The organism is Adlercreutzia sp. St.1H8 (assembly GCF_059728655.1).
In genome coordinates this window covers 1,340,230-1,366,187 of the sequence record NZ_AP039376.1, presented here as the reverse complement: position 1 = coordinate 1,366,187, position 25,958 = coordinate 1,340,230, and the positions used below count along the sequence as shown (strand labels likewise).

The window sequence follows — 25,958 nt, the reverse complement described above, 5'->3', positions numbered from 1 at the left end:
CTACTTGGCGTAGTCGACGGCGCGGCTCTCGCGGATGACCACGACCTTCACCTGGCCGGGATACTGCATCTCGCTCTCGATCTGATGGGCGATGTCGTGAGCCAGCACCACGGACTGGGCCTCGTCGACCACCTCCGGCTTCACCATGACGCGAACCTCGCGGCCGGCCTGGATGGCGTAGGTGCGCTCGACGCCATCATGGGCGTTGGCGATCTCCTCGAGCTTCTCGAGGCGCTTGATGTAGGCGTCGAGGGTCTCCTTGCGCGCGCCGGGGCGTGCCGCGGAGACGGCGTCAGCCGCCTGCACGAGCACGTCGATGACGGTGTTGGGGTCGACGTCGCCATGGTGCGCCTCGATGGCGTGCACGATCTCCGCACGCTCGCCGAAGCGACGCGCCAGATCGGCGCCGATGACCGCGTGGCTGCCCTCCATGTCGTGGTCGATGGCCTTGCCCAGGTCGTGGAGCAGGCCCGCGCGCTTGGCGGGGATGGGGTCGAGCCCCAGCTCAGAGGCCATGACGCCGGAGAGATAGGCTACCTCCAGCGAGTGGTTGAGCACGTTCTGCCCGTAGGAGGTGCGGTAGCGCAGGCGTCCAAGGGTGCGCACGATCTCCGGGTGCAGGTCGTGGATGCCGGTGTCGAAGGCAGCCTGCTCGCCAGCCTCCTGCACGCGCTGGTTCACGAGCGCGACGGCCTTGCCGTACATCTCCTCGATGCGCGCCGGATGAATGCGGCCGTCAGCCACGAGGTTCTCCATGGTGACGCGGCCGATCTCGCGGCGAACCGGGTCGAAGCACGAGATGGTGACGCACTCAGGCGTGTCGTCGATGATGAGGTTGGTGCCGGTCAGCTGCTCGAACGAGCGGATGTTGCGGCCCTCGCGGCCGATGATGCGGCCCTTGAGGTCATCGGAGGGGATGTGGATGGCCGACACGGTGTTCTCGGCCGAGTGGTCCGCGGCCACGCGCTGGATGGCGAGGCTCAGGATCATGCGGGCCTTCTTGTCGGCCTCGGCCTTGGTGCGGGCCTCGGCATCGCGGATGATGGCGGCCGACTCGTGGGTCACCTCGTCGCGGATGGTATCGAGCAGCTCCTCCTTGGCCTCCTCAGGCGACATGCCCGCGACGCGCTCGAGACGGCGACCCATCTCGACCTCAGCCTCGTCCAGGTCGCGCTCGCGGCGCTCGATCTGTCCCTGGAGGGACGAGATCTGGTGCTCGCGCGCATCAAGGGTCTCGCTGCGGCGGTCGAGCGACTCCTCGCGCTGGGAGATGCGGTTCTCGGCGCTGCGCACCTCGCGCATGCGCTCCTTGTTCTCGTTCTCGACTTCCTGCTTGTACTTGAGGGCCTGGTCCTTGGCCTCGATGACGGCCTCGCGTCGCATCGTCTCGGCTTGCTGCTTGGCGTTCTCGACCACCGTGGCCGCCTCTTCGGCGGCCCGCTTGGTAGCGGAGTTGGCAAGGAAGCGCGTGGCGACGAAACCGAGGGCGATGCCGGCGACGGCACCGATGACCAGCCAGATGATCTCGGGCATTGGTTCCCCTTTCGTCTGCGGGTTGGTTTCGGTCAGGTTGGTTTGCACAGTAAAAATGCCCGCTTCGGGCGGGCATGAGCAATAGACGCGAAGGGCAGGTGCGGTATAGGGTTGTCTCTATAGTCAAATACCCTGCGGGTACACATCGCTCATAGCTATCATAAAGTATAGCGTATTATCCCGAGGGCCCGACCAAAGACCGAAAAACAGCACGGGAAAGAAGCGGCCCCTCTCCCCGGGTCCGCCAGGGCCGTCCCAAGCCCGCCACCACGCGCAAGTCTCCCGGCGCCGGGGAGGATGAGGGCCAGCCGCAGAGGACGTCGCTGTGAGAAGGGGGCGCGAGGGCTAGCGGACGGACTCCGCCCAGCGGCGGGCGGCCGTGGCGGCGGTCGATGAGCCGAACCCCTGCTGGATGAGCTTGCGGTAGGCGGCCTCGCGCTTGTTCTTGGCACGGGGCGGACGGCGGTCGAGCAGGGCGAGGGCACGCTCCACGTCGACCTCCTCCCCGGCGGCACGGTACTCCCCCAGCGCCTCGAGCTCGTCAGGGTCAAGGCCGAGCTCCTCGATCTCGGCGAGCACGCCTTCCACCCCCTTGCCCGCGGCCACGCGCATGCGAACGAGCGCCTCGGCGTAGCGGCGGTCGTCCACCGCATGGACGCGAACGGCCCGCGCGATGGCCTCTTCCGCCACCTCCTCCGCATAGCCGTCCCGGGCGAGGCGCCCCCGCAGGCGCACGGTTGACTGCTCGCGCGTGGCTGCGAGCCGCAGAATCTTCTGGAACGCCCGCTCCGCCGTCAACTCCGGCTCGGCCGCAGAATCCGACCCGCCTTGCGACCCGCCGGTCCCAGCATGCTCGCCTTGCCGGCGAGCATCGCCCGCTCCGGCACGGCCGCCGTCGCGGGCGGGGGCCGTCGCGCAGGACGCCTGGGCCCTCCCAGCCCGGGAGCGCTCAGGCGCGCCGGCGCCTTCCCGCGTGACAGCCTCGATCTCAGCACGGAGGCCGGCTATGAGCTCAGCCTTGGATGCCACGGGCTACTTCTTCTTGCCCGTGGCCTTGGGAGCCGGGGTGAAGCTGTCGGCGGCATCCGGGTCGACGGTGAGCACGGGAATATCGAAGGCCTCACGCACCTTAGCTTCAACCTCCTCGCGCAGCTCAGGGTTCTCGCGCAGGGTGAGCTTCGCCGCCTCACGGCCCTGGCCGAGGCGCTCCTCCCCGTAGGTGTACCAGGCGCCGCTCTTCTTGGCCACGCCGCACTCGACGGCCATGTCGACGATGCAGCCCTCGCGCGAGATGCCCTCGCCGTACATGAGGTCGAACTCGGCCTGGCGGAACGGCGGGGCCACCTTGTTCTTGACCACCTTGGCGCGCACGCGGTTGCCCACCACGTCCCCGTTCTGCTTGATGGAGTCGATGCGACGGATGTCGATACGCACGCTCGAGAAGAACTTGAGGGCACGGCCGCCGGTAGTCGTCTCCGGGTTGCCGAACATGACGCCGATCTTCTCACGCAGCTGGTTGATGAAGATGCAAGTGGTGTTCGACTTCGAGAGCGAGCCCGCCAGCTTACGCAGGGCCTGGGACATGAGGCGCGCCTGGAGGCCCACCGTGGTATCGCCCATCTCGCCCTCGATCTCCGCCCGGGGCACGAGCGCGGCCACCGAGTCGACGACCACCGCGTCGATGGCGCCGGAACGCACGAGCATGTCGCAGATCTCAAGCGCCTGCTCGCCGGTATCGGGCTGGGAGATGAGCACCTCGTCGATGTCGACGCCGATACGCGCCGCATAGACCGGATCGAGCGCGTGCTCGGCGTCTATGAAAGCGACGATGCCGCCCATGGCCTGGGCCTCGGCGAGAATCTGGAGGGCGAGGGTGGTCTTGCCGCTCGACTCGGGCCCGTAGATCTCGATGATACGGCCGCGCGGTACGCCGCCGATGCCGAGCGCCGCGTCAAGGGCGAGGGCGCCCGTGGGGATGACGCCGATGTTGAGATCGGCGCCGCCCTCCCCCAGCTTCATGATGGAGCCCTTGCCGAACTTCGTCTCGATCTGATCCGTGGTGATCTTGAGCATCTTCGACTTTTCTTCGTTCATTCCCACTCCTTCAGGGTCCACGCGCACGGGGCGCGGTTTCGGTCTTCGTCTATTATACGAACACCTGTTTGCACGTCAAGGGGATTTTCCGAAACGTCGCGGAAGCCACCCCTCCGCATCACCCTAGGCGGCCCCTGCGGGCGTTCGTCGGCATGCGCTCGGCGGGGCGGGAGCGTCCCATCGAGCGCCGCGCACGGCCCCGGCGCCTCCGTGACGCCAGGGGGCGGCGCCCCGGCGCCCCGCGACCTACGCGCGGCGGCGCCCCGTCAGCAGAAGGGGGCGCGGCCCTCGGCGGCACGGCGCAGGGCGATGAGGGCCTCGGCCACGGTCTGGAGGCGTACCGCCTGGCGGTCGCCCTCGAAGCAGAACAGGCGCGCGGCGCTGCCCTCAGCCTCGGCCACGGCCATCCACACGGTGCCCACCGGCTTGCCAGGCTCGGCGCCGCCAGGTCCTGCGATGCCGGTGACCGCCACGGCGACATCGGCCCTCAGGCGCTCGCGCGCGCCCTCGGCCATCTGCCGCGCAACCGGCTCGCTCACCACGCCGGCCTCATCGAGGGCCCGCGGACTCACGCCGAGCACGTCGCGCTTGGCCTCGGCGGCATAGCTCACCACGCCGCCGCGCACCACCGCCGACGACCCCGGCACCGCGGTCAGGGCACCCGCGATGAGGCCGCCGGTCAGGCTCTCGGCGCACGCCGCCGTCAGCCCAGCCGCCTCGAGGGCCGCCACGGCCTGCGCGGCAAGCGCGCCCACCCGGACCTCGAGCGCCTCAGCGTCGGCCGCCTCCGGCCGCGCGGGCTCGGCATCGGCCGCCTCTGCCTTCCCGCGCGGGGCGCCGAACCCCAGCAGGTGGCGGGCCTTGGCCAGGTAGTCCGCCATCGACACGATGGTCAGCACGAGCGCCACGACCATGACCGCCCACGACGTCACGTACAGCGGGCTGCCCATAGCCGCCGCTGCGTCCGGCAGCTCCAGGCCGTCCTTCACGATGAACAGCACGATGGCCACGATCTGAAAGACCGTCTTGGCCTTGCCGTACCAGCTGGCCGCGATCACCTCGCCGCGGCTCGCGGCCACCATGCGCACACCAGACACGATGAACTCCCGCGCGAGGATGATGAGCACGGGCCAGGAGGGCAGCGCCTGAAGCTCCACGAGGGCCAGAAGCGCCGCCGCCACGAGGATCTTGTCGGCCAGCGGGTCCATGAACTTGCCGAAGTCGGTCACTTCCCCGCGGCTGCGCGCGAGGTAGCCGTCCACCCAGTCAGTACACGATATGAGGATGAACACGCCCGCTGCCACCAGGCTCTTCGCCTGATCGCTGAAGTCGACGAGCCCCATCCACTGGGGCCAGGGGCTCAGAAGCGCCACCACGAAGGCGGGCACGAGGCAGATGCGCACGACGGTAACGACGTTGGCCGGCGTCCAGAGGCGCTCAGCGCTCACCGGCGCGCTCACGATTCGAGCACCTCGCCCTCCATCTCGTAGAGCAGGGTGTCGACGATGCGCGCGGCCACGACCTGGCCGGGCTCGCCGGCGTCGAGGTAGGTCACGCCGTCCACGTCCGGCGCCTGGCACTGAGCGCGGCCGAACAGCTGGCCGTCCTCCTCGGCACCCTCCACGAGCACCTCTGCCACGCGCCCGACGCGCGCGGCGATGAGCGGCGCGGACGCGGCATCGGCGGCGTCGCGCAGGCGCTGGGCGCGCTCGGCCTTCTCGTCCTCGTCTACCTGGCCCGGCAGGTCGAAGGCGGCGGTCCCCTCCTCGCGGGAGTAGGCGAACACGCCGACGTAGTCGAACAGGCCCTCGGCCACGAAGTCGAGCAGCTCCTCGAACTGCTCGTCGCCCTCGCCGGGGAAGCCCGCGATGAGCGTGGTGCGCAGCGTCACGTCCGGCAACGCGGCGCGGATGCGCCCGACGAGCGCCTCGAAGGAGGCGCGCGAGCCGCGGCGGTTCATGGCGCGCAGCACCGGCTCGCAGACGTGCTGGAGCGGGATGTCCAGGTAGGAGCACACGTTGGCATGGCGGCCCATCACGGCCAGCAGCTCGTCGGTGACTCCCTCGGGCTGCAGGTACATCACGCGCAGCCACGTGTCGGGGAACTCGCACGCGAGCGCGTCCACGAGCCAGGCGAGGTCGCGCGGCTCGTCGAAGTCGGCGCCCCAGCGGCCCGTGTCCTGCGCGATGAGGTCCACCTCGCGCACGCCAGCATCCACGAGGCGCGCCACATCAGCGCGCACCTGCTCGAAGGGGAAGCTGTGGTAGCGCCCGCGGATGAGCGGGATGGCGCAGTAGGAGCACCAGCGGTCGCATCCGTCGGATATCTTCACGTAGCCGAACGTGCCCGCGGGCCGGGCGGCCGCGCCCTCGTCGGCCGAGATCTCCCCCACGGCGCGCTCGACGCCGAAGAGCCCGTCGAGCACCGCGACGATGTCGTCCTCACGCGAGCAGGGGACGAAGGCGGCCGCCTCCGGCAGCTCGGCGGCCAGCTCGTCGCCGTAGCGCGCGGGCATGCAGCCCGCCACCACGAGCCGCGTGCCACCCGAGGCCACGCGCGGCAGGCCGGCGGCGTCGAGCACCGCCTCGATGCTCTCCTCGGTGGCGCTCTGGATGAACGAGCAGGTGTTGACGACGATGGCGTCAGCGCGCTCCGGGTCGTCCTCCAGGCGATAGCCCGCGGCGACGGCGCGACGCTCCATGGCGGCGGTGTCCGCCTCGTTCTTGGCGCAGCCGAGGGTTATGAAGCAGACGGGGCGCGCCGGCGCCTCGGCGCGCCCTGCCTCGGCGCCCTGATGAGAGGTTGCCTCCAACGCGCGCTCCTAGCGGTAGTTGACGTACTGGAGCGGCTGGCCGTAGTCCTGGCCCTTGAGGAAGGCGATGACCTCCTGCAGGGTGTCGCGGCTCGCGCTCGACACGCGGAGCTTGTCGCCCTCGATCTGCACCTTCACCTTGAGCTTGGTGGCCTTGATGTCCTTGTTGATCTTGGAGGCGGTGTCCTTGTCGATGCCGTCCACCACGGTGGCCACGCGGCGCACCGACTGGCCCGTGGCCGCCTGGGCCTCGCCCCACTTGACGGCCGCCAGGTCGATGCCGCGCTTCACGAGCTTCGAGCCGATAACGTCGATGACCTGCCCGGCCACGAAGTCGGACGGCGCCGCCACGGTGATGGTCTGCTTGGCCTTGTCGAGGCTGATCTCAGCGCCCGAGTCCTTCAGGTCGTAGCGCTGGGCTATCTCCTTCTTCGCCTGCTGGAAGGCGTTGTCGACCTCCTGCATGTCCACAGTGGACACCACGTCGAAGCTGGATTCCTTGGCCATGGGGATGGCTCCTTTCATCTGGGTCTTGTCTCAGAAGGCGGCCGGGGCCGCCGGGATGATGCTAGTCAGCGGTGCCCTCGCCCGAGCCCGACGCGGCGCCCGAGGCGCCCTCGCCGTCTCCGCCCGTGTCAGCCGGGGCGTGCTCCTCCTCCCACGCGGCCAGGATGGCCGGGAAGTCCACCGTGTAGGTGTAGACGCCGTTGCCGCGGCTGTCGGTGGGTTCGACCTCCTCGCCGTCTAGGGTGAGCGTGACGCCGTCGGGGTTGCTCGTCACGAAGCGCAGCGTGCCGGTGACGTTGTAGTCCTTCGTCGCGGGGCCCTGCACCGTCTCGGCCACGTCGGCGCCGCTCGAGCCGTCCAGGTACACCTCGATGTAGGCCTTCTCGCCCTCCTTCACCTCGTAGCTGAACTTGGCGCTCGTGGGGGCCACGGCCGGCGGCGTGGCGGCAGTCGTGCCGCCTTGGGCGTCGGCGCCCGCGCCGGAACCGCCGCCTGACGCAGGCTGGTTCGACGTGTCGGTGAGGCCGGTGATAGGCACCTGCGGCACCTCCTGCTGGGCGGGCGCGCGGTTGCAGAACGTGAGGAACAGCACGGCGATGAGCAGCACGACGATGACGACGGCGCCGATGACGAGCGGAAGGCGCGAGCCGCCGGAGGAAACCTTGGGCGGCGCGTAGAGGTTCGTGTACTGGGGGCGCGGCATCGAGCCGTGGCGCGAGGGATGCACCCGGTCGGTTGCGTAGGTGCGCCCGCGCTCGTCGGTGCGGTCGTCGTAGAGCGCGCGGCCGAAGGCGTTGTGTCGCGGCGGACGCTCCTCACGGGGACGCTCGGAACGCGGGCGCCCGCCGCGCGCGGTACGGCTGGAGCGGCCCAGCGGCTCCTCGGGCCGGGCGTCATCGCGCACGCGCCCCACCTCGAAGGCATAGGCCTGCTCCTTGTAGAGTCGCCCGACCTCCGTGGCGTTGAGCCCCACCAGGCGCGCGTAGGCGTTCACCATGTTGGTGGTGTAGCCGCGCGGGGGCATGCGGGCGAAGTCGCTCTCCTCGATGGCCCGCAGGATGTCAGGGCGGATGCGCAGGCGCCGCGCGGCCGTGGAGAGATCCATCCCCTTGCGCTTGCGCGCGTCGCGCAAGATGTCGCCGAAGGCAGTCTGTCGCGCCATAGTCTCTACTCCTCTTATCCGCGCGGCGGGCCGGCAGCCCTAGTCCGCGTCCTGGGCCTCGAACGCCTTGAGCGTCTCGAGCTCCATCTCGTCGACGAGCACCTCGCGCGGCTTGGAGCCGTTGGCGGGCCCGACGACGCCCTTTTCTTCCAGTTGATCCATTATACGGCCTGCTCGGGCGTATCCCACCTTCAGGCGGCGCTGAATGTTGGAGGTGGAGCCCAGGCCGCTCGACACCACGATCTCGGCGCCTTCCCACAGAAGCGGGTCGTCGGCCTCCGAGCCGCCGTCGCCCGAAGGCGAGGACGCGCCGAGCGTGACCACGTTGGTCTGGAGGATCTCCGAGTGGTACTCCGGCTCGCCCTGGGCCTTGAGGTGCTCCACCACGGCGTTGATCTCGTCGTCGGAGACGTAGGGGCCCTGGACGCGCAGGGGCTTGGCGTACTCGGGCTTGGCGATGAGCAGATCACCGTAGCCGCAGAGGTTCTCAGCGCCCGTGGAGTCGAGGATGACGCGCGAGTCGATGCCGCTGGCCACGGTGAGGCCGATGCGGCAGGTGATGTTGGCCTTGATGAGGCCCGTGACCACGTTGGTGGAGGGGCGCTGGGTGGCGATGATGAGGTGGATGCCCGCTGCGCGCGCCAGCTGGGCGATGCGACTGATGGAGAACTCCACCTCCTTGCCGACGTTCATCATGAGGTCGGCCAGCTCGTCGATGACGATGACGATGTAGGGCAAGGGATCGCCGAACTCGTTGGGTTCGGGCTCCTGGCCGGCGGCGCGCGCGGCCTCGTCGGCCTCCTTGGCCGCCTTGGCCTTGGCGTTGAACGAGCCGATGTTGCGGGCGCCCACCTTGCTGAACAGCTTGAGGCGGCGCTCCATCTCGGCCACGCCCCACGACAGCGCGCTCGAGGCCTCCTTGCACTCCGTGACCACGGGCACGTAGAGGTGGGGGATGCCGTTGTAGCCGCTGAACTCGACGCGCTTGGGATCGATCATGATGAAGCGGACCTCGGCGGGGGTGGCCCGCATGAGGATGGTCATGATCATGGCGTTGATCTCGACCGACTTGCCCGAGCCGGTGGTGCCGGCGATGAGCAGGTGGGGCATCTTCGACAGGTCGCCGGTGATGGAGTGGCCCTCGACGTCCTTGCCGATGCAGATCTGCATCGGCCCCTCCCCCACGTCCTTGAGCACGTCGGTGAGGTAGACCGTCTTGCGGGTGCGGTTGGGCACCTCGATGCCCACGTAGTTCGTGCCGGGGACGGGCGCGAAGATGCGCACGCCGGGCGCGGCGAGCGCGAGCGCGATGTCATCGTTGAGCGCCGTGATGCGGCTCACGCGCACGCCGGGCGGCAGCTCCACCTTGAACAGCGTCACGGTAGGCCCGGCCACCCAGCCCACGACGTTGACCATGATGCCGAAGTCCTCCAGGGTCTCCTGGAGGCTGGCCGCCGTCTCCTCGAGCTCGTCATCGCTCGCGCCAGCGGTCTTGCCGTCGCCCTGGACGAGCAGGTCGAGGGGAGGCAGCACGAAGCCGTCCGCCGGCTCGGGCGCAGCGGCGGCCTTAGGGGCGCGCTTCGCCTTGGGCTTGGGCGTCTCCGTAGCGGCAGGAGCCTCGGCCGGCTGGGCCTTGGCCGCCTCGGCGCGACCGTGGCGGGCGCCGAGCTTGCGCGTGATGGTGGCGGGGGGCTCGGGCGTCTCCTCCTCCGGCTCGGGACATGCGTCGAAGTCGGGCTCGGCCAGTGGGCGCGTGAGCGCCTGGGTGGGCACGGATGCCGCCTCGCCCGCATCATCATCGGCGAAGCGGCGGGAATGGCGGCGGTGCGAGCGCTCAGGCGAGAGGAGCGAGACCGTCTTGGCGGCCGGCTCCTCCGCAGGATCGGAGGCGCCGAGCACGCGCGTGCGGGCGCTGGAGAGGTCGTCAGCCAGATCGTCCTGCGCGCTCTCGTCCTCCCAGACCGGCGCGCTGTCGCGTCGACCGCGGCCGCGCAGGATGCGGGCAAAGGGCGGCGCCTCGACCGCGGCCAGCTCGGCCTCGCGCTCGGCGCGCTTGCGCTGCACGGTCTCGATGAGCTTGGAAACGGAGAACCCGATGACGATGACGCCCACCACGATGAGCCCCACGAGGATGACGCCGGTGATGACCGGACCGAACAGCAGATAGCCCGCCCAGGCGATGCCCGCGCCGATGTAGCCGCCGTGGGAGAGCAGCAGCTGACGCAGGAAGAGCTGGTCGTAGGCGCCCGACGAGATGGGCGAGGCGAGCGCGATGAGCCCGAGCAGCGCCACCAGGATGAGCGCGAGCCCAATGGCCGCGCGCACGGGCACCCGCTCGCGCTCGAAGCGCACGAGGATGGTCACGCCGATGGCAGCGAGGAACAGGGGCACGAGGTAGGCGCCCACGCCGAAGGTAAGGCGCAGCGCCTCGGAGAGGAACGACGCCACGATGGCGTCGCCCGCGGGCAGGACGGCGGCCACCATCAGCACGACGGCGGCCACGATGAACAGCACGCCCACGATGTCGCGGCGGGTGCGCTCGTCGAAGACGCGCGCCTCCTCAGCGGCGCGGGCCGCCGGCTTGCGCGTCTTGCCCTGGGAGGGCTTGCGTCCCTGGCTGGGTTTTCTGGTCTGCTGGGTTGGTGTCGACTTCCGGGCCACGCCCCGCTCCTTCATGCTTCGTTTCAGTGCTGCGTTTTCGCAGGCGCCCTCAGGGGCGTCCGCCGTGTGCGAGCGACGCCCCTGAGGGCGTCGCTGCGGCCTAACCTATCAAGTATAGCGCATGAGCGCCGTTGCCCTAGACCTCCAGGATGTTGACGATCGCCATCGGGCGCTGCTTGGTGCGCTCCCAGAGAAGCGAGAGAATGGCGTCGCGCGCCACCTTGCGCAGCTCCTTGGCACCGCCGCCCTTAGACAGCTGACGCCGGAGGGCGCCCTTAAGGGCATTCTGCGCTTCCTCGGCCAGGTAGTAGTCATCGCCGCCGGTGATGCCACGCATGATGACCTGCACCTCGCCGACGACCTCCTTGCGCTTGAAGTCCACGGCCGCCGCCACCGAGGCGAAGCCCTGCTCGCCCAGGGCGCTGCGGTCGTCGAGCACGTCCTGGGAGGTATCGCCCACCGACAGGCCGTCCACGAAGACGATGCCGCTCTGGACGCCCTCGCCGCGCTCGACGCCCTTGGCAGAGAGCTCGAGCGCGTCGCCGTTGTCCATCACGAAGATGTTCTCGGCCGGCACGCCCGTGGCCTCGGCCAGCTGAGCATGGGCGCGCAGGTGCGTGGCCTCGCCATGGACCGGCATGAAGGCCTTGGGCTTGACCATCGAGAGCACGATCTTGAGCTCCTCGGCGCCGGCGTGACCGGACACGTGCACGCGGGCACGCGACTTGTCGTAGACGTCCGCGCCGATCTTGGCGAGCGAGTTGATGACGCGGGTGACCGCCTTCTCGTTGCCGGGAACCGGCGTGGCCGAGATGATGACGGTGTCGCCCTGCTCGATGTCGATGGTCTTGTGCTCGCCGTTGGCGATGCGCGCAAGCGCGCTCAAAGGCTCTCCCTGCGAGCCCGTGCACATGATGACCACCTTCTCAGGCGGAATGCCCTTGAGCTCGTAGGCGTCGATGAGGTCGGAGTCCGCGATGTTGAGGTAGCCGAGGCGTCGCGCGATGTCGGTGTTTTGGATCATCGAGCGGCCCGTGACCACCACCTTGCGGCCGTTGGCGAGGGCCGCGTCGCAGATCTGCTGCATGCGGTGGATGTGACTCGCGAACGACGCGATGATGACGCGCCCCTTCGCCTGCGAGATGATGGTGCGCAGGGTCTTGCCCACCTCCGCCTCCGACGGCGTGAAGTTGGGGTTGGTGGCGTTGGTCGAGTCGCTCATCATGAGGTCGACGCCCATCTCGCCGAAGCGGGCCAGCGCCGCGAAGTCGGTGTGCACCCCGTCGATGGGCGTCTGATCGAGCTTGAAGTCGCCCATGTGAAGCACGTTGCCGGCCGGACTCTGGAAGAACACGCCCACCGCGCCGGGGATGGAGTGGTTCACGGCGAAGAAGTCCACCGTGAAGCAGCCGAGCTTGATCTGGTCGCCGGGCTTGATCTCGATGAGCTTGGCGTTCTTCACCTTGTGCTCGGCGAACTTGCCCTCGATGAGGCCGAGGGTGAGCTTGGTGGCGTAGATGGGCACCGTGCGGTCAAGATCCTTGAGCAGGTACGGGAGGCTGCCGGTGTGGTCCTCGTGCCCGTGGGTGATGATGATGCCACGCAGCTTGTCGGCGTTCTCCAGCACGTGGGTGTAGTCGGGCAGGATGAGGTCGATGCCCGGATGGTCGTCGTCGGGGAACATGAGGCCCGCGTCATCGAGGATCATGTCGCCCTTGCACTCAAGCGCCGTCATGTTCTTGCCGATGGCATCCAGGCCGCCGAGCGGGATGATGCGGAGCTTGGCGCGGGGATCCTTCCCCTTGCCGGTAATGCGGCGCGCATCCTTCGAGGCGCCGCCCTTCGCGGGCTGCTTGCCCTTCGCGGACGCCTGGTCGCGCGAGAGCTGCGGACGCTCGCGCTTGAGGTTCTCGTGGCGGAAGGAGCGGGTGCGACGCTTCGCGCCCTCACGGCCGCCCCGGGAAGCGCCGTCCTGGCGCTGGGATTCCTTCTGCGGGGCCTTCTCGGCCCCTTCCTTCTTCTCGTTGGTCATCTGGTTCCTTTTCTTGTTCCTTGTTTCCAAAAAACGCCGGCCCGCGACGGGCGGGCCGGCGACTCGACGCGTCTTGGCGCGGCCCTAGGCCAGAACGCCCACCTGGCGCATGATGGCGGCCAGGGTCTCGGACTGCTCGGGCGTGGCATCCACGAGCGGCAGGCGCACGCCGCCCACGGGAAAGCCCGCGAGCTTGAGCGCCTCCTTCACGAGGATGGGGTTAGAGGTGGCGAACAGCCCCTCCATGAGCGGCAGCAGGGCCTCGTTAGCCTGGCCGGCGCGCTCCCACTCCCCCGCCGCGCACAGGTCCACGATCTCCTTCATGCGGGCCGGAGCCACGTTCGCGATGGTGGAGATGACGCCCACGCCGCCGCGGCGCATGATCTCGAGGGTGGCGGAATCATCCCCCGAGTAGACGGAGAAGCCCGCCGGCGCCTCGGCCACGATGCGCTCCACCTGGTCCATGCGGCCCGACGCCTCCTTGATGGCGATGACGTTGGGGCAGTCGTGCGCCAGGCGCAGGGTGGTCTCGGCCTCCATGTTCACCACGCAGCGGCCGGGGATGTTGTAGAGGATGACCGGCAGCTCCACCGCATCGGCGATGGTGCGGAAATGCTGGTACATGCCCTCCTGCGGCGGCTTGTTGTAGTAGGGCACAACGCACATGAAGCCGTCCACGCCCAGCGGCGCCACGTTGTTGGCGAACTCCACCGTGTCGGCCGTGCAGTTGTCGCCCACGTTCGCGATAACCGGCACGCGCCCGTCCACCGCAGCAACCACGGCACGGAAGAGGTCCATCTTCTGGGGGTAGAAGACCGTGGGGCTCTCGCCGGTGGTGCCGTTGATGATGAGGGCGTCGCTGCCGCCCTCGACCAGGCGGTCGGCCAAGGCCTGGGCGCGGTCGAGGTCAAGCTCGCGATCCTCGTCGAAGGGGGTCACCATCGCCGGGATCAGGCGGCCGAAGCGGGGGGCGTCATCTGCCATGGGAGGGTCTCCTTACCATCTGCGCGTATCGTGAGACGCCGCGAGCGGCGTCGGAAGGGCTTGCCGATGCGCCATTATGCCACGAATGTACGCATGGGGGCCGACTGTCCCGCGAAGTTCGCCAAACCTCCAAGCCGACGGCGGCCGCCCGTCCCGCGAAGGCCGCTGAGCGAGCGAGGCGGGCAGCGAGGCGGGGGATTTCCTGCGAGAAATGACGGCTTTGCATTGCGTGCGAACGGCGAGGTCCAAGGGAGGTCGGCGTTTCCCCAGGTCGCGCATGGCCGTGCCGCGCGAGGCAGGCCAGCAGGGCCCTCATCGGCGCGCGAAACCCATGCATACCCGTCATTTCTCGCAGGAAACAGGGGGAATTCCCGCCCGGCCAAGCGCAACGCGCCCCAGACGCAAGCGGGGCCGGGGGTCGCTCCCCCGGCCCCGCCGGTCCTCAGCCGCGCGCTACCACTGGCCGCGGTGACGCGCCACCAGCGCCTCGCGCTGCCGGCGCCGCTGGGCGGCAAGCGCCGTGAGCATAAGGCCGAGCGCCGCGGCGGCCGCCACGAGGGCCACCGACATGCCGAGCCCCTCATCGCCGGTCTGGGCGAGCCGGATGGGCGTGCGCGAGCCCTTGTCGCCCTGGCCATCGCCCGTGCCGTCGGGCGTCGGCTCGGGCCGTGGCTCGGTCACCACGCCGCCCTTGTCAGTGACGCCGGCAGGATAGGTCGGCGCGGGGTTGCTCAGCGTAGGATGCTCGCGCTCGAAGGCGTCCCAGCCGTCCTCGGGAACGAAGGGCGTGCCGCCCACGGGACGCTCCGCCTCGCCGCCGACGGTGCCCGTGTCCACACCGGAGGGCGTGGTGCCGAATGCCTCGGCCACGTTGCCGATGTCGCCCTCGGCCGCCTCCTCGGTCACGAGCGCGTCGAAGGTGAGCGTGATGGAGCCCGGGCCGCGCAGGTCGCCCGCGGTGACCGCCAGGCGACGCGCTTCTACGTCGTAGGCGTCGTCGGGCACCTCATGCACGGTGCCGGCGCGGTCGGTGAGGCGCAGCGACCCCGCCATCGGCTCCAGGCCCACGGGCACGTCGTCGCGGATCACCACGTCGTACCAGATGGTGTTGGCCCTGGCGTTCTCCACCGTGATGGAGTAGCGGATGACGTCGCCCACATGCGTGGTGCCGTCGGCGCTGTCCAGGTTCTCGGCCGTCTTCTTCACCGTGATGTCGGCCGGGCCGTCCTCGTCGGCCTCCAGCTTCGGGTTGGCGGGCAGCACCGGGGGCATCACCGGCTGCACCGGGTCGGGCGTCACGAACTCCTCTTCCAGGTCCTCCCAGGGCGCGGTGGGCACGAAGGGCGTGCCGGGCTTGGGCTTGTCGGCCGGCTCCACGTCCGGGTCGGTGGGATGCTCGCGCTCCCACTCGTCGGTGGGCGTGCCGCCGAGCGTGCCGCCCTCGATGACGGGGTCGGTGGGGCGCCCGGGCGTGGGATCGCCCGGCGTACCGGGGTTGTCCGGGTCGTCGGGATTACTCGGATTGTCCGGGCTGTCAGGATTGCTCGGGTCATCAGGGTTGTCCGGGTCGTGCACCGAGACCACCTCCACGTCGAAGGTGAGCACCGCGCTCTCGCCGCCGTAGAGGTCGCCCGCGTTCACGGCGATGACGCCGGTCTTCGGGTCATAGGCGCTGAACGGCACGTCATGGGCGACGCCTGCGCCGTCCACGAGCTTGATGGTGCCCTCCTTGGGCTCCATGCCCTGCGGCAGCGTCACCTTCACGATGGCGTCGGTCAAACACGAGTCCTTGCCGTGGTTGGTGGACGTGACGGTGACGCCGAGCGTGTCGCCCACGAGGATGCGGTCGTCGTCGTGCTCCTCGGTGTGCGCCTTCTGCTCCACCTCCACCGTCGTCGTGATGTCGGGCGCAGCCGGATCCTTCGGCAGCACGGGGATGGGCTCGGGAGCCGAGGGCTCTCCAGGCTTCGGGTCGATGCCGCCGATGATGTCGATGTCCTTATCGGGGTCAAGCGGTGTGGGCTTTGTCGTGTCGCCGGGATCGTTCTCCGGCTTGCCGTAGCTGCCGTCGCCCGCGGGCTTGTTGGTGATCTCGGGCAGCTTGCCGTCCTCGCCCGGGCGCTTGCCCAGGTCGTCGGCCACCGTGGCGCGGAAGCGCACGGAGGTGGACTGGCCGCCGTAGACCGAGCCGATCATCTTGGAGAGCGTGGCGGTGGCGTCGTCGAACTCGTAGCCATCATCGCCGCCACCCGCCGGCACCTTGGTCCAGTCGAGGCCCGCCCAGTTGAAGCCCTCGTAGAAGGCGTCCGAGCCGAGCGCGGTGCTCTTGTCGGTGCGCGTGGCGTAGTTGGGAGCTATCTCGACGCTCTCGGCGTCCAGCGTGAGCTTCTGGTCGATGGCGTCCTTGAGCTCGGCGGCCTGCCAGGCCGAGCCGTTGGTCAGGTTGAGGCCCGTCACCGTGTACTCGAGCTCGTCTCCCGGACGCGGCGGGGTATGGGTGCGGTCGGTCGTCGCGCGCACGGCGAGCGGCATGATCCCCGCGTCCGCCGGTACGGCGACGAGCGCGCGGGCCAGACGGGCCGCCGGCACCTCAGCCTCTTCAGCCTCCTTGATGGCCGTGATGTTACGCCAGGTCAGGCGGATCTGGATCTCCGGCTTGATGGCGGGGTCAGGCAGCACGTTCACCGTCAGGATGTACTTGATGCCGGTGTAGAGCGCGTTGGGCTTCTGCTCCACGGTGATGACCGAGGTGCCGCAGCTGTTCACCTCCACCTGGAGCTTGCCGTTCTCATCGAGGGCCGGCGTGCCGTCCTCGTTCCACTTGAGGTCGGCCACCGCCGCGTTGGACACGGCATAGGTGGGCTTCACTGACGAACTGGACTCGAGCGCCAGGGCGAAGAAGTCCTGGAGGTCGGGGTTAGTCTTGTCATGGAAGGCGGCGTAACTGGCCGTGATGGTCTTGCGGATGACCTTCGTCTTGTTCGCCGGGTCGTCAGGGTCGGTGCCGGGGCCCGGGGGCGTGGGCTTGGTGTCCTCGATAGAGACGGAGCCGTCGGGCTTCACATCGCCCTGAGGCGGCACCGGCACGATGAAGGCGTCGTCCTCGCCGGCGTTGTCGGGGTTCTTGTCAACGCCCTGGATGTAGTTCTTGTCGGCCAGGTACTCGAGGTTCACCTTGTGCTCATCGCCGTTTCCGGCCGACTCCAGCAGGTCGAGCAGCCCGTCGCGATTGGACGGGTCGAGGTAGTAGGTGACCACGGTGGCATGGCGCGTCTCGGTGCCGCCGGAGGCGGACTTCACCGTGATGTCCTTCTCCTCGATAGTGGAGTGCGGGGACTCGGTGAAGGCCTCGGCGGTGAGCTTGATGGGGTCGCCGACCTTCTTGCCGTCGATGCGCACCTGGAAGCTGCCCGTGGGCGCCTTGCAGGTGAGCGCGGTGGTGTTGGCCGAGCGAATGTTGAAGGTGAGCTTCAGACGGTTGCCCGCCACCCCGCCAGCCGTCTGGTCCTTGACGATGGGCTGCCAGGCCCCCGAGTCCACGTCGAGGTGGCCCCACTCCACGCCCTCGATCTCCAGCACTGCGGGAACGGGGTTGATGACGGCCGTGCCCTTGGCCTGGTGGCCCCAGTAGCTGTCCTTGTAGTTGTCCAGCTTGGCGTACTCATAGGAGATCATGGTAACGGAGAAGCGACCCGTGTCGGCGGGCAGTGCCTCGGCTCCCTCGGCGGACTCGAGCCCGTCGGGCACCCACTCCCCTGCCTCGTTCTGCTTGAGCATCTGGTACTTGAACTTGACATCGTCGCCGTTGTCCAGCGTCTCCGTGATGATGTTGTCACCCTGCTCGCGCTTGACGATGATGGGGTTTTCCGCGCTTACCTCGAGCGGATCGAAGGGCAGGCCGTCGTAGTCCTTCGTCAGGTACTTCTGGTAGTCTACGGGAAAGTCGAACTCGATCCAGCGCTTAGCTGTCTGGTCGGGATTGCTCGCATCCGGCTTGGTGATGAAGAGGGGGTCGATGGGCACGGACTTGCCGTCCTTGAGCACCGACATCTCGATGCGGACTTCCTGCGGCGCATCGGGGTCAGCCGCCCACTCGGGCAGCCACAGGTACAGCTTGCCATCCACGAACTGGGCGGGCGCGCCATAGTTCTGCTTCTTGCCGCCGATGTACAGGTTGAACTTGGTGATCTTCTCGTCGGTCATCTTCTCATCGGAGTTCTTGAGGTTCACCGTGAGCATGAAGACCTTGTCGGTATCGGGCAGACCGGCGCCACCGTGCGCGGCCTTGTACTCCTCCACGTCATCCCAGTTCTCGATACCCTGCGTGTTGAACGCCGTGCCGCCGATGCCCTGGAAGGCAGGCTTGCCGTTAGACTTCGACTGCACCATAACCGAGCCGCCGGTCACGATGGTGTAACCGAAAAGGGCTCCCAAAGCAGCACGCGGCGGATTACCGCTGTTGATGTCGTACGTATTGGTGAGCAGCGTCCCTCCCGTCACGCGCACGATATGGTTGTAGTTGGACGAAGGCCCATGGGCACAGCTTTGGCCAAAGGCATTGCCATGCTCACCACTATTCGCGGATACAAATCCACCATTAACCGTGATATCACCGGCCACCGTGAAATAGGTATTGGCATCAGTAGCTTGAAGATAATGAGCGCCATGAGGACAGGACTGGTGATACGCGCTACAGCAAAACCACGGAACCCGGCTAGGCGCTTCGATAAAGCTGTAACCGCCCGAGAGCGCCTCTCCCTTCGGAATGTCGATGGCATCACTCTTTGGAACCCCGCCGATGTGATCAGGAGCATTGTAGCCAAGGGCAGAACCTATGCCAGCACCGCAAGAGCTGGCATAGGCGCTCACATTGCCGCCATTGAAGATCATGACGGTGCCAGAGCCACCGGACCCCGAACCAATACCAGCACCGTTGGCGTTTCCCCAGCCAGCGGAGAGGGGACACGCCCGCGAGACAATGGTGCCGCCATTGATGATGATGGTTCCGGCATTCTCATTGGCTGCCGAGCCAATGCCCGCCGAATGGCCACCGCCCTGGGCATTGAGAATACCGGCTTCTGCCGCTTCCATCTTTATCAGGGGATCTCCAGATGCGAGGTCCGTGCCGCCTATCAGCGTCACATCACGCGGAACCGCACCATTTTCGGGCGTGACAATGTCATCAAGGTTGAACTTGGAGCCTCCGGCACGCACATTGGTAATGCCGTCATCAATGACAAGGATAGAACCCCATCCACACCGAATGGCAGGCGCGCCTGTGGTGGTCTGATTGCCACAGGTAAGGTTATTCGTGGTGCCATCAGCCAAAGTAAGATAGAGCATCGTCTTCTCTTTGATCTGGTTGGCGTTGGTCACTTTCTTGCCGTCGCCGTCCTCGTCAGAGTTGGTGACGAGATTGATGGGGGCGAGCGTCGTGCTGATGTTCACCCCCGCGAGGGTGAGGTCGGCCTTCACACCGGCGTTAATCTCGATGTTATGGGCAGTCTGAGCCGCCGTGCTCACCGTCAGCGGCGTGGAGGTGAGGATGTGGAGGGTGGTTCCCTCGAAGAAGTAGTCGCCATCGCCCGCCGTCTGGCTTGTCGCGGCCTTGCCGCCTACGACGGTGAAGTCGCCTGCCGTCTGGGCCTCGCGGGTGGCAGGCGCGCCGGCGCCGAGGGCGCGAGGCGTGAGATCCCCCAGCGCAGCCGTGACGTCGGCAGGCGTGGCAGACTCACCGTCCGAGGAAGGCCCGTCCGTCTCCGCGCCTACGTCAGTGGCAAGGGGGGGGGTAGGTGATTTTTCCTCGTCGGCGAACGCGGTGAGGGCCGCGGTCGGGACCATCAGACCGCAGGCCAACGCGGCTGCGAGCGCGCAACGCAGGAAGGGGTGCGTTTTCCTCATGCTTCTCTCCTGGCTCTCTCTGTCTCGGGGCGCCCCGGCGATTGCCGCGCCGTTGCGCTCCCGTTACCAAGCTGTAAGGAACATCTCATTATAGCTCGCTCCTACCAGAAAGAGAAAGAAAAAGGGCGAGCCGCCGTGAACTAGACCCCAAAAGCGGGACGGATAAATAAAGTTCTCAAGCGGCTCTTATCGAATGGCTCCGGTACTGTAAACTGCGTCCCAAAACTTGGACGAATTAGTAAGGACTAAGCTGCTAAGGACTGATTTCGGAATTCCTCCGGAGTCAGTCCTTTCAGTTTAACCTGTCGTCTCCTCGTATTCCAATGAACGATGTAAGCGTCCAGATCTTTCTTGAACTCTTCGAAGGTAGCCCATTTCCGACCCTTGAAGAACTCATCTTTGATATGACCGAAGATCTGCTCGGTAGCCCCGTTGTCGATGCAGTTGCCCTTTCTCGACATGCTCTGCACGATGCCATGCTCTCTCAGTCGCTCGGCCCAGGCCCTCTGCTGGTATTGCCAGCCCATGTCCGAATGCAGGATCGGTGTCGCGCCCTTCGGCATCCTGGAGAAAAGCTGATCGAGGATATCGTGCTGCTGGGCCATGCTCGCGCTCTTCGACACCGACCACGCTATTATCTCTTTGCTCCCGAAGTCGTATATCGGCGCGAGATAGGCCTTGCCCCACGCCTGCTTGAACTCCGTGACGTCGGTGCCCATCTTCTGCCAAGGGCCCTCCGCTCCGAAGTCGCGCCCCAGCACGTTCTCGAAGGTCTCGCCGACGAGGCCTTTGTACGAATTGTACTTGTGATAGTCGGTTTCGCGGCGGATGCCGCAGCTGATCCCCATCTCGTGCATGACCTTCAACACCGTCTTGTCCGCGATGCGCGCGCCGCGCTCGGCGCGCAGGCACATGGCGATCTGCCGATGTCCGCAGCCGTTGGGAGTCCGTGAGAATATCTCGCTTATGGCGTCCCATAGCTCCGGTCGGGTCGGCGCCTTCGGATGCGACAGCGCGTAGTAGTAGCTCGATCGCGCCATCTCCGCCGCTTCCAGCAGATCAGCGAGCGGGTAATGCCCTGAGAGCGCGGCTACGGCCGCTGCCTTCTCCCGGTTCGAAGGCTCTTCTCCGCCCTCAGGGCCGCCAATTTTTTTAGGTAGGCGTTCTCCGCCTCGAGCTTTCGGACGCGGACTTCGAGCTCTTGCTCGCGAGTCATCCCTTCCTTCGCGGCCCCGCTCCCTTTGGGTCGGCCCTTCGGCTTGGGGCGCAGGGCTTCAGCGCCGCCCTCCCGATACGCTTTGCACCACTTGAGGAGCGCCGACCTCGAGGCTATGCCGAAAGACGCCATGGCATCGGGGACCTTCTCGCCGTCCTCGACCACCGCTTTCGCGGCGGCCAGCTTCTGCTCGTAGGTGTATCTGACCTGTCGTCCGCCCATCTGCAGCAATCCGTCCAATCCAACAGCGCCGAACTTGTAGCACCATTGTTTCACAACGGAAGGAGGAAGCGCTAGGACGGTCGCGGCCGCGTGATACCCATAGCCCTCCTCGAAGAGCTCCGCTGCGGCCCTGCGGACATCGACGTCGTATCTGATCCTAAGGTCTGATGGCATAAAGAAGCCTCCCATTTCTCGTGTCCAAGAAATGGGAGGCAGTACACTGCACCGGGGCCATTCCCTTTAGTCGAGCTTGATAGCGCCGGGTGTTCCAATAGGCAATATAGGCATCGATCTGCTCTTTGAACGAATCGAAGGAGTCGAAGGCGCGATGCCTGTAGAACTCGTCCTTCAGGTGCCCGAAGAACCCCTCCATGCATGCGTTGTCCAAGCACGTGGCCTTCCTAGACATGCTCTGGACGAGCCCCATCCCCTCTAGGCGCCCCTGGAAGGAGGGCTGCTGATACTGCCAGCCTTGATCGGAATGCAGGAGAGCAGGGCCGTGGAGGAGCGGCTCTAGCCTGTCCAGCATCTCCATCGCCTGAGCCATATTGGGGCTCCTTGACACCGACCATGCCACGATCTCGTTGTTGTAGAGGTCCATCACAGGCGACAGGTACGCCTTGCCCCCTGCCACCTTGAACTCGGTGACGTCGGTGACGAGCTTCTCCATCGGAGCCCCCGCTGCGAAGTCGCGGTTCAGGGCGTTCTTGGCTATCCTGCCCTCCTCTCCCCGGTAGGAGCTGTAGCGCTTGCGCCTTATTCGGCAGGAAAGCCCCTCCTCTCTCATCAGCTTGAGCACGGTCTTGCCGCTGATGGCAAGGCCTTGCTCGGCCCTGAGGGCCATGGCGATCTGACGGTACCCCAAGCCGTTGGGGGCGCGGGAGAACGCCTCGCGCACCAAGGGGCGCACCTCGGACCACCTGTCGGGCTTGGGATTGCGGCCGCCTGCATAGCGGTAATAGGTGCTCCTGGGGAGCTCAAGCTTGTCGAGCACGAGCCTGAGCGGGCATTCGCGCCTTAGCGAGTCCGCCGCTTCCGCTCGATCTCGTCCGCCAAGGCGTTGATTCGTTTTTGGATTTCCAGCTCCAGTTCCAGCTCGCGCACGCGCGCTTCGAGCTCCTCTTCGCGGGAGGAAAAGACGGGCTCTCCCTTTCTCGGCCTGCCCTTGGGCTTGGGGAGGAGGGCGTCTGGGCCGCCTTCGCGATAGAGCCGGCACCAGGTGTCTATCTGGGTCTTCCCCTTGATCCCATAGGCCCTCATGGCCTCAGGCTTGGTCATCCTCCCCTCGACGACCGCCTTGGCGGCCTCGACCTTGAGGTCGTGGGGGTAGGCTTTGTGCTTGGTCACGAACAGGGCCTCCTTTCCGAGCGCCCTGCAAGTGTACAGCCACTTCCCCGCTGTATGGCGGCTCAATCCCAGCGCAGCTGAGACCGCATCCGCTCCGTAGCCCATCCCGAAGCATCTTGCGGCTTCGCTCCGTATCTTTGCAGAGTGCCTCATGGCATCACCCCTTAAAAGCGAGTGGGACCGGAAACTTTTGTTTCCGGTCCCACTATCAGGGTTCAGTTCACCGCTCGCCCCTCCCCTGCCGCCTTGCAGCCTAGGCCATGAACTGCTCGAGGCCGACGACGAGCCCCTCGCGCGCTCCCACGCTGCGGATGCCCAGCAGCACGCCGGGCATGTAGGAGGAACGGTCCCACGAGTCATGGCGCAGGGTGAGCGTCTGGCCGAGCGACCCGAAGATCACCTCCTGCGAGGCCACGTACCCCATGGAGCGCACCGCATGCACCGGCACCCCGTCCACGAGCGCGCCGCGGGCGCCCTCGGCGCCGGGCATCTCGGTCTCGCGACCAGGCGCCTCGCTCACGCGCGGCGCGCGCGCCTCGGCGATCATCTGGGCCGTGCGCACCGCCGTGCCTGAGGGCGCGTCCTTCTTGTTGCAGTGGTGGAACTCGATGACCTCGGCCTCGGGGAAGTAGGGCGCGGCGGCCTTGGCGAACTCCATCATCAACACGGCGCCGGTGGTGAAGTTGGGCGCGTAGAACAAGCACGCGCCCGGCGCCGCCTGGGCGGCCAGCCCCTCGAGCACCTCGTTCGAGAGCCCCGTGGTACCCACCACGCAGTCCACGCCCGCCGGCAGCGCGGCAGCCAGGTTGGCGGCCACCACATCGGGCTGGGTGAAGTCCACCAGCACGTCGAAGCCGCCGGCCGCCACGGCCTCGGCCACGCTCGCGTACACCGGGAAGCCCGCATCGGCGCCGTGCGGGTCGATGCCGCAGGCCACCTCCATGTCATCGGCGGCGCCCACGGCCTCCACCACCGCGCTTCCCATCCGTCCCGCGCATCCCGCCACGGCTACCTTGATCATCACGTCCTCCTTACGTATCAGTCGGTTTCCCCCATTGTACCCAACAACCCCGCCCCCGCCGCCCAACCGCGGAAAACGAAAAGAGCCGCCCGGGTGGGCGGCTCTTCGGGGTCATGCCTTCCGCTTACGCCTCGTGGCGGCGGCGGGGGGTGCGGGCCTCGCGGCCGGAGCGGCCGGGGCGGTTGTCGCCGCCGCGACGGTCGCGGTCGCCGCGGTGCTCGCGACGCTCGCCGCGCGGCTCAGTCGAGCCAGCCGGGGCATCCGGCTTGTCCAGGCGGTCAAGGGAGATCTTGCCGTTCTTCGGATCGACCTCGAGCACCTCGACCTTGACGATGTCGCCCAGGTTGAGCACGTCCTCCACCTTCGCCACGCGGCCGTTGGCCACGCGCGAGATGTGGAGCAGGCCGTCTTTGCCGGGAGTCAGCTTGATGAACGCGCCGAAGTCCTTGATGCCGACGACCTCGCCCTCGTAGACCTCGCCCACCTCAGGCTCCTTCACGATGCCGAGGATGATGTCCTTGGCCGCCTGCATGGCAGTGCCGGACGTGGCGCCCACGTGGATGGTGCCGTCCTCCTGGATGTCGATGGACGCGCCGGTCTCCTCCTGGATGCCGCGCACCACCTTGCCGCCGCTTCCGATGACGTCGCGGATCTTGTCCACGGGGATCTTGATGGTCTCGATGCGCGGGGCAGTCTCGCGCATCTCCTCACGCGGAGCGGGGATCTGCTCGAGCATGGCGTCCAGGATGAACGCGCGGCCCTCGTGGGCCTGCTGGAGCGCGCGGGCGAGGATCTCGACGGACAGGCCGCGGGCCTTGTTGTCCATCTGAAGCGCCGTGATGCCCTTGGAGGTGCCGCACACCTTGAAGTCCATGTCGCCGAGGAAGTCCTCGATGCCCTGGATGTCGGTGAGGATGACGACGTCGTCGCCCTCCTTGATGAGGCCCATGGCCACGCCGGAGACGGGCGCGGAGATAGGCACGCCGGCGTCCATGAGGGCCAGCGTCGAGCCGCAGGTGGACGCCATGGAGGACGAGCCGTTGGACTCGAGCACCTCGGAGACCACGCGAATGGCGTAGGGGAAGGCGTCCTCGTCGGGGATGACGGGGAGCAGCGCGCGCTCGGCCAGGGCGCCATGGCCCACCTCGCGACGCTTCGGCGCGCCCATGCGGCCGGTCTCGCCGGTGCAGTAGGGCGGGAAGTTGTACTGGTGCATGTAGCGCTTGCCGTCGACCGGCTCGATGGTGTCGAGGCGCTGCCACTCGTTGAGCATGCCGAGCGTGCAGACGGACATGACCTGGGTCTGGCCGCGCTGGAACAGGCCGGAGCCATGGACGCGGGGCAGGTAGCCCGGCTCGATGAACAGCGGGCGGATCTCCTCGGGACGGCGGCCGTCAGCGCGCTCGCCGGTCTCGATGATCATGGCGCGCATGGCGCGCTTCTCAAGCGCCTTGCAGGCAGCCGCGATGTCGCTGGACCAGGCAACGCGCTCCTCCTCGGAGAAGGACTCCTCCTTGATCTGCGCCTTCAGCTCGTCGACCTTGCCCATGCGGGCCTGCTTGTCGGCGTCCTTGAGGGCGGCGGCCATGGCATCGTAGTAGGCGCCGACGCGCTCGGCGATGCAGGGGTCGGCCACGTGCACCGTGTAGGGCAGCGGCGTGGGGTTGACCTTGGCGAGGAAGGCGGCCTGCTTCTCGCAGAAGGCGGCGATGGCCTCCTGGCCGAAGGTCATGGCGGCCAGCATGTCCTCCTCGGAGATCTCCTCGGCGCCGGCCTCCACCATGGAGATGTAGTCGGCGGTGCCGGCGATGGTCAGCTCCAGGTCGGAGTTCTCCTGCTCGGCGTAGGTGGGGTTGACGATGAACTCGCCGGTCTCCTTGTCGCGGCCGATGCGCACGCACGCAGCCGGGCCGTCGAAGGGCGCGCCGCCCGCGAGCAGCGCCGCGGAGGCGCCGGCCACGCAGATGGTGTCAGGCGGGTTGACCTGGTCGGCCACGAAGGTGGTGGCCACCACGTGGACCTCGTTCTTGAAGCCGTCGGGGAAGCCGGGGCGGATGGGGCGGTCGATCATGCGGGCCGTGAGGGTGCCCTTCTCGGAGGGGCGGGCCTCACGCTTCAGGTAGCCGCCGGGGATGCGGCCCACGGCGTACATCTTCTCGATGAAGTCCACGGTCAGGGGGAAGAAGTCGTAGTCGCGCTGCTGCTTGGACACGACGGCGGTGACGAGCACGGTGGTCTCGCCCTGGGTCACGAGGACCGCGCCGGTGGCCTGCTTGGCCAGCTCGCCCGTCTCCAGGCGGTACTCCTTGCCGTAGAGCTCGAAGGATTCGACGATCTTTTCCATGTATCTGTTCTCTCTTCTTTTCCTCGCGGGCCTCATTGCCCGGGAGCTTCTTCGGGGACGGGTACTTACCGGTTCGCCGCCTCCCGCGAGCAGCGGACGCCCAGCGCCGCCGACCGCTATCA

The 25,958-nt window shown here is 67.5% G+C and carries 17 protein-coding genes; all 17 read right to left on the bottom strand.

Annotation, left to right across the window (positions count from 1 at the left end; all coding sequences use genetic code 11):
• Window positions 1-1,533 carry a ribonuclease Y gene (gene rny / locus AC6I0Y_RS05155; protein WP_160708832.1) on the bottom strand — a complete coding sequence of 511 codons (1,533 nt, stop codon included), beginning with the start codon at window positions 1,531-1,533 and terminating at the stop codon, window positions 1-3.
• A 345-nt stretch (window positions 1,534-1,878) separates the two neighbouring features.
• Window positions 1,879-2,562: a regulatory protein RecX gene (locus AC6I0Y_RS05150; RefSeq protein WP_497733519.1), complete on the bottom strand. Its 684-nt coding sequence runs from the start codon at window positions 2,560-2,562 to the stop codon at window positions 1,879-1,881.
• 3 nt (window positions 2,563-2,565) lie between these two features.
• Entirely contained in the window at window positions 2,566-3,627 is a 1,062-nt protein-coding gene (gene recA, locus AC6I0Y_RS05145; protein WP_160708836.1) for a recombinase RecA, read from the bottom strand.
• Window positions 3,628-3,893: 266 nt separating this feature from the next.
• Window positions 3,894-5,087: a CDP-diacylglycerol--glycerol-3-phosphate 3-phosphatidyltransferase gene (gene pgsA / locus AC6I0Y_RS05140; protein ID WP_497733517.1), complete on the bottom strand. Its 1,194-nt coding sequence runs from the start codon at window positions 5,085-5,087 to the stop codon at window positions 3,894-3,896.
• A complete protein-coding gene (gene rimO / locus AC6I0Y_RS05135; RefSeq protein WP_497733515.1) occupies window positions 5,084-6,439 on the bottom strand; it encodes a 30S ribosomal protein S12 methylthiotransferase RimO in 1,356 nt (451 codons plus the stop codon). Before rimO ends, pgsA begins: the two co-directional genes overlap by 4 nt.
• A 9-nt stretch (window positions 6,440-6,448) precedes the next feature.
• Window positions 6,449-6,946, bottom strand: coding sequence for a YajQ family cyclic di-GMP-binding protein (locus AC6I0Y_RS05130; RefSeq protein ID WP_497733513.1), 498 nt, complete (start codon window positions 6,944-6,946; stop codon window positions 6,449-6,451).
• A 61-nt stretch (window positions 6,947-7,007) separates the two neighbouring features.
• Window positions 7,008-8,108, bottom strand: coding sequence for a helix-turn-helix domain-containing protein (locus tag AC6I0Y_RS05125; protein WP_160708842.1), 1,101 nt, complete (start codon window positions 8,106-8,108; stop codon window positions 7,008-7,010).
• Window positions 8,109-8,147: 39 nt separating this feature from the next.
• The gene (locus tag AC6I0Y_RS05120; RefSeq protein ID WP_497733511.1) at window positions 8,148-10,784 is read right to left on the bottom strand and encodes an FtsK/SpoIIIE family DNA translocase; all 2,637 of its coding nucleotides are present in this window, start codon (window positions 10,782-10,784) and stop codon (window positions 8,148-8,150) included.
• 121 nt (window positions 10,785-10,905) lie between these two features.
• Window positions 10,906-12,801, bottom strand: a complete 1,896-nt coding sequence (locus AC6I0Y_RS05115) for a ribonuclease J (protein WP_497733509.1) — start codon at window positions 12,799-12,801, stop codon at window positions 10,906-10,908.
• Window positions 12,802-12,885: 84 nt separating this feature from the next.
• Entirely contained in the window at window positions 12,886-13,785 is a 900-nt protein-coding gene (gene dapA, locus AC6I0Y_RS05110) for a 4-hydroxy-tetrahydrodipicolinate synthase (RefSeq protein ID WP_160708848.1), read from the bottom strand.
• Window positions 13,786-14,238: 453 nt separating this feature from the next.
• Complete coding sequence (locus tag AC6I0Y_RS05105; protein ID WP_497733507.1) at window positions 14,239-19,686, bottom strand: hypothetical protein; 5,448 nt, start codon at window positions 19,684-19,686, stop codon at window positions 14,239-14,241.
• Window positions 19,687-19,931: 245 nt separating this feature from the next.
• Window positions 19,932-20,834, bottom strand: coding sequence for an IS3 family transposase (locus AC6I0Y_RS05100; protein WP_160214616.1), 903 nt, complete (start codon window positions 20,832-20,834; stop codon window positions 19,932-19,934).
• Window positions 20,777-21,298, bottom strand: a complete 522-nt coding sequence (locus tag AC6I0Y_RS05095; RefSeq protein WP_217983490.1) for a helix-turn-helix domain-containing protein — start codon at window positions 21,296-21,298, stop codon at window positions 20,777-20,779. Before AC6I0Y_RS05095 ends, AC6I0Y_RS05100 begins: the two co-directional genes overlap by 58 nt.
• Window positions 21,282-22,118 (bottom strand): IS3 family transposase, encoded by an 837-nt coding sequence (locus AC6I0Y_RS05090; protein ID WP_497733504.1) that lies wholly within the window; start codon window positions 22,116-22,118, stop codon window positions 21,282-21,284. Before AC6I0Y_RS05090 ends, AC6I0Y_RS05095 begins: the two co-directional genes overlap by 17 nt.
• A 23-nt stretch (window positions 22,119-22,141) precedes the next feature.
• A complete protein-coding gene (locus AC6I0Y_RS05085) occupies window positions 22,142-22,624 on the bottom strand; it encodes a transposase (RefSeq protein ID WP_497733502.1) in 483 nt (160 codons plus the stop codon).
• Between the two features lie 100 nt (window positions 22,625-22,724).
• Complete coding sequence (dapB, locus tag AC6I0Y_RS05080) at window positions 22,725-23,492, bottom strand: 4-hydroxy-tetrahydrodipicolinate reductase (protein ID WP_497733500.1); 768 nt, start codon at window positions 23,490-23,492, stop codon at window positions 22,725-22,727.
• A gap of 124 nt (window positions 23,493-23,616) precedes the next feature.
• Window positions 23,617-25,836: a polyribonucleotide nucleotidyltransferase gene (locus AC6I0Y_RS05075; RefSeq protein ID WP_497733498.1), complete on the bottom strand. Its 2,220-nt coding sequence runs from the start codon at window positions 25,834-25,836 to the stop codon at window positions 23,617-23,619.
• Between the last annotated feature and the right edge of the window lie 122 nt (window positions 25,837-25,958).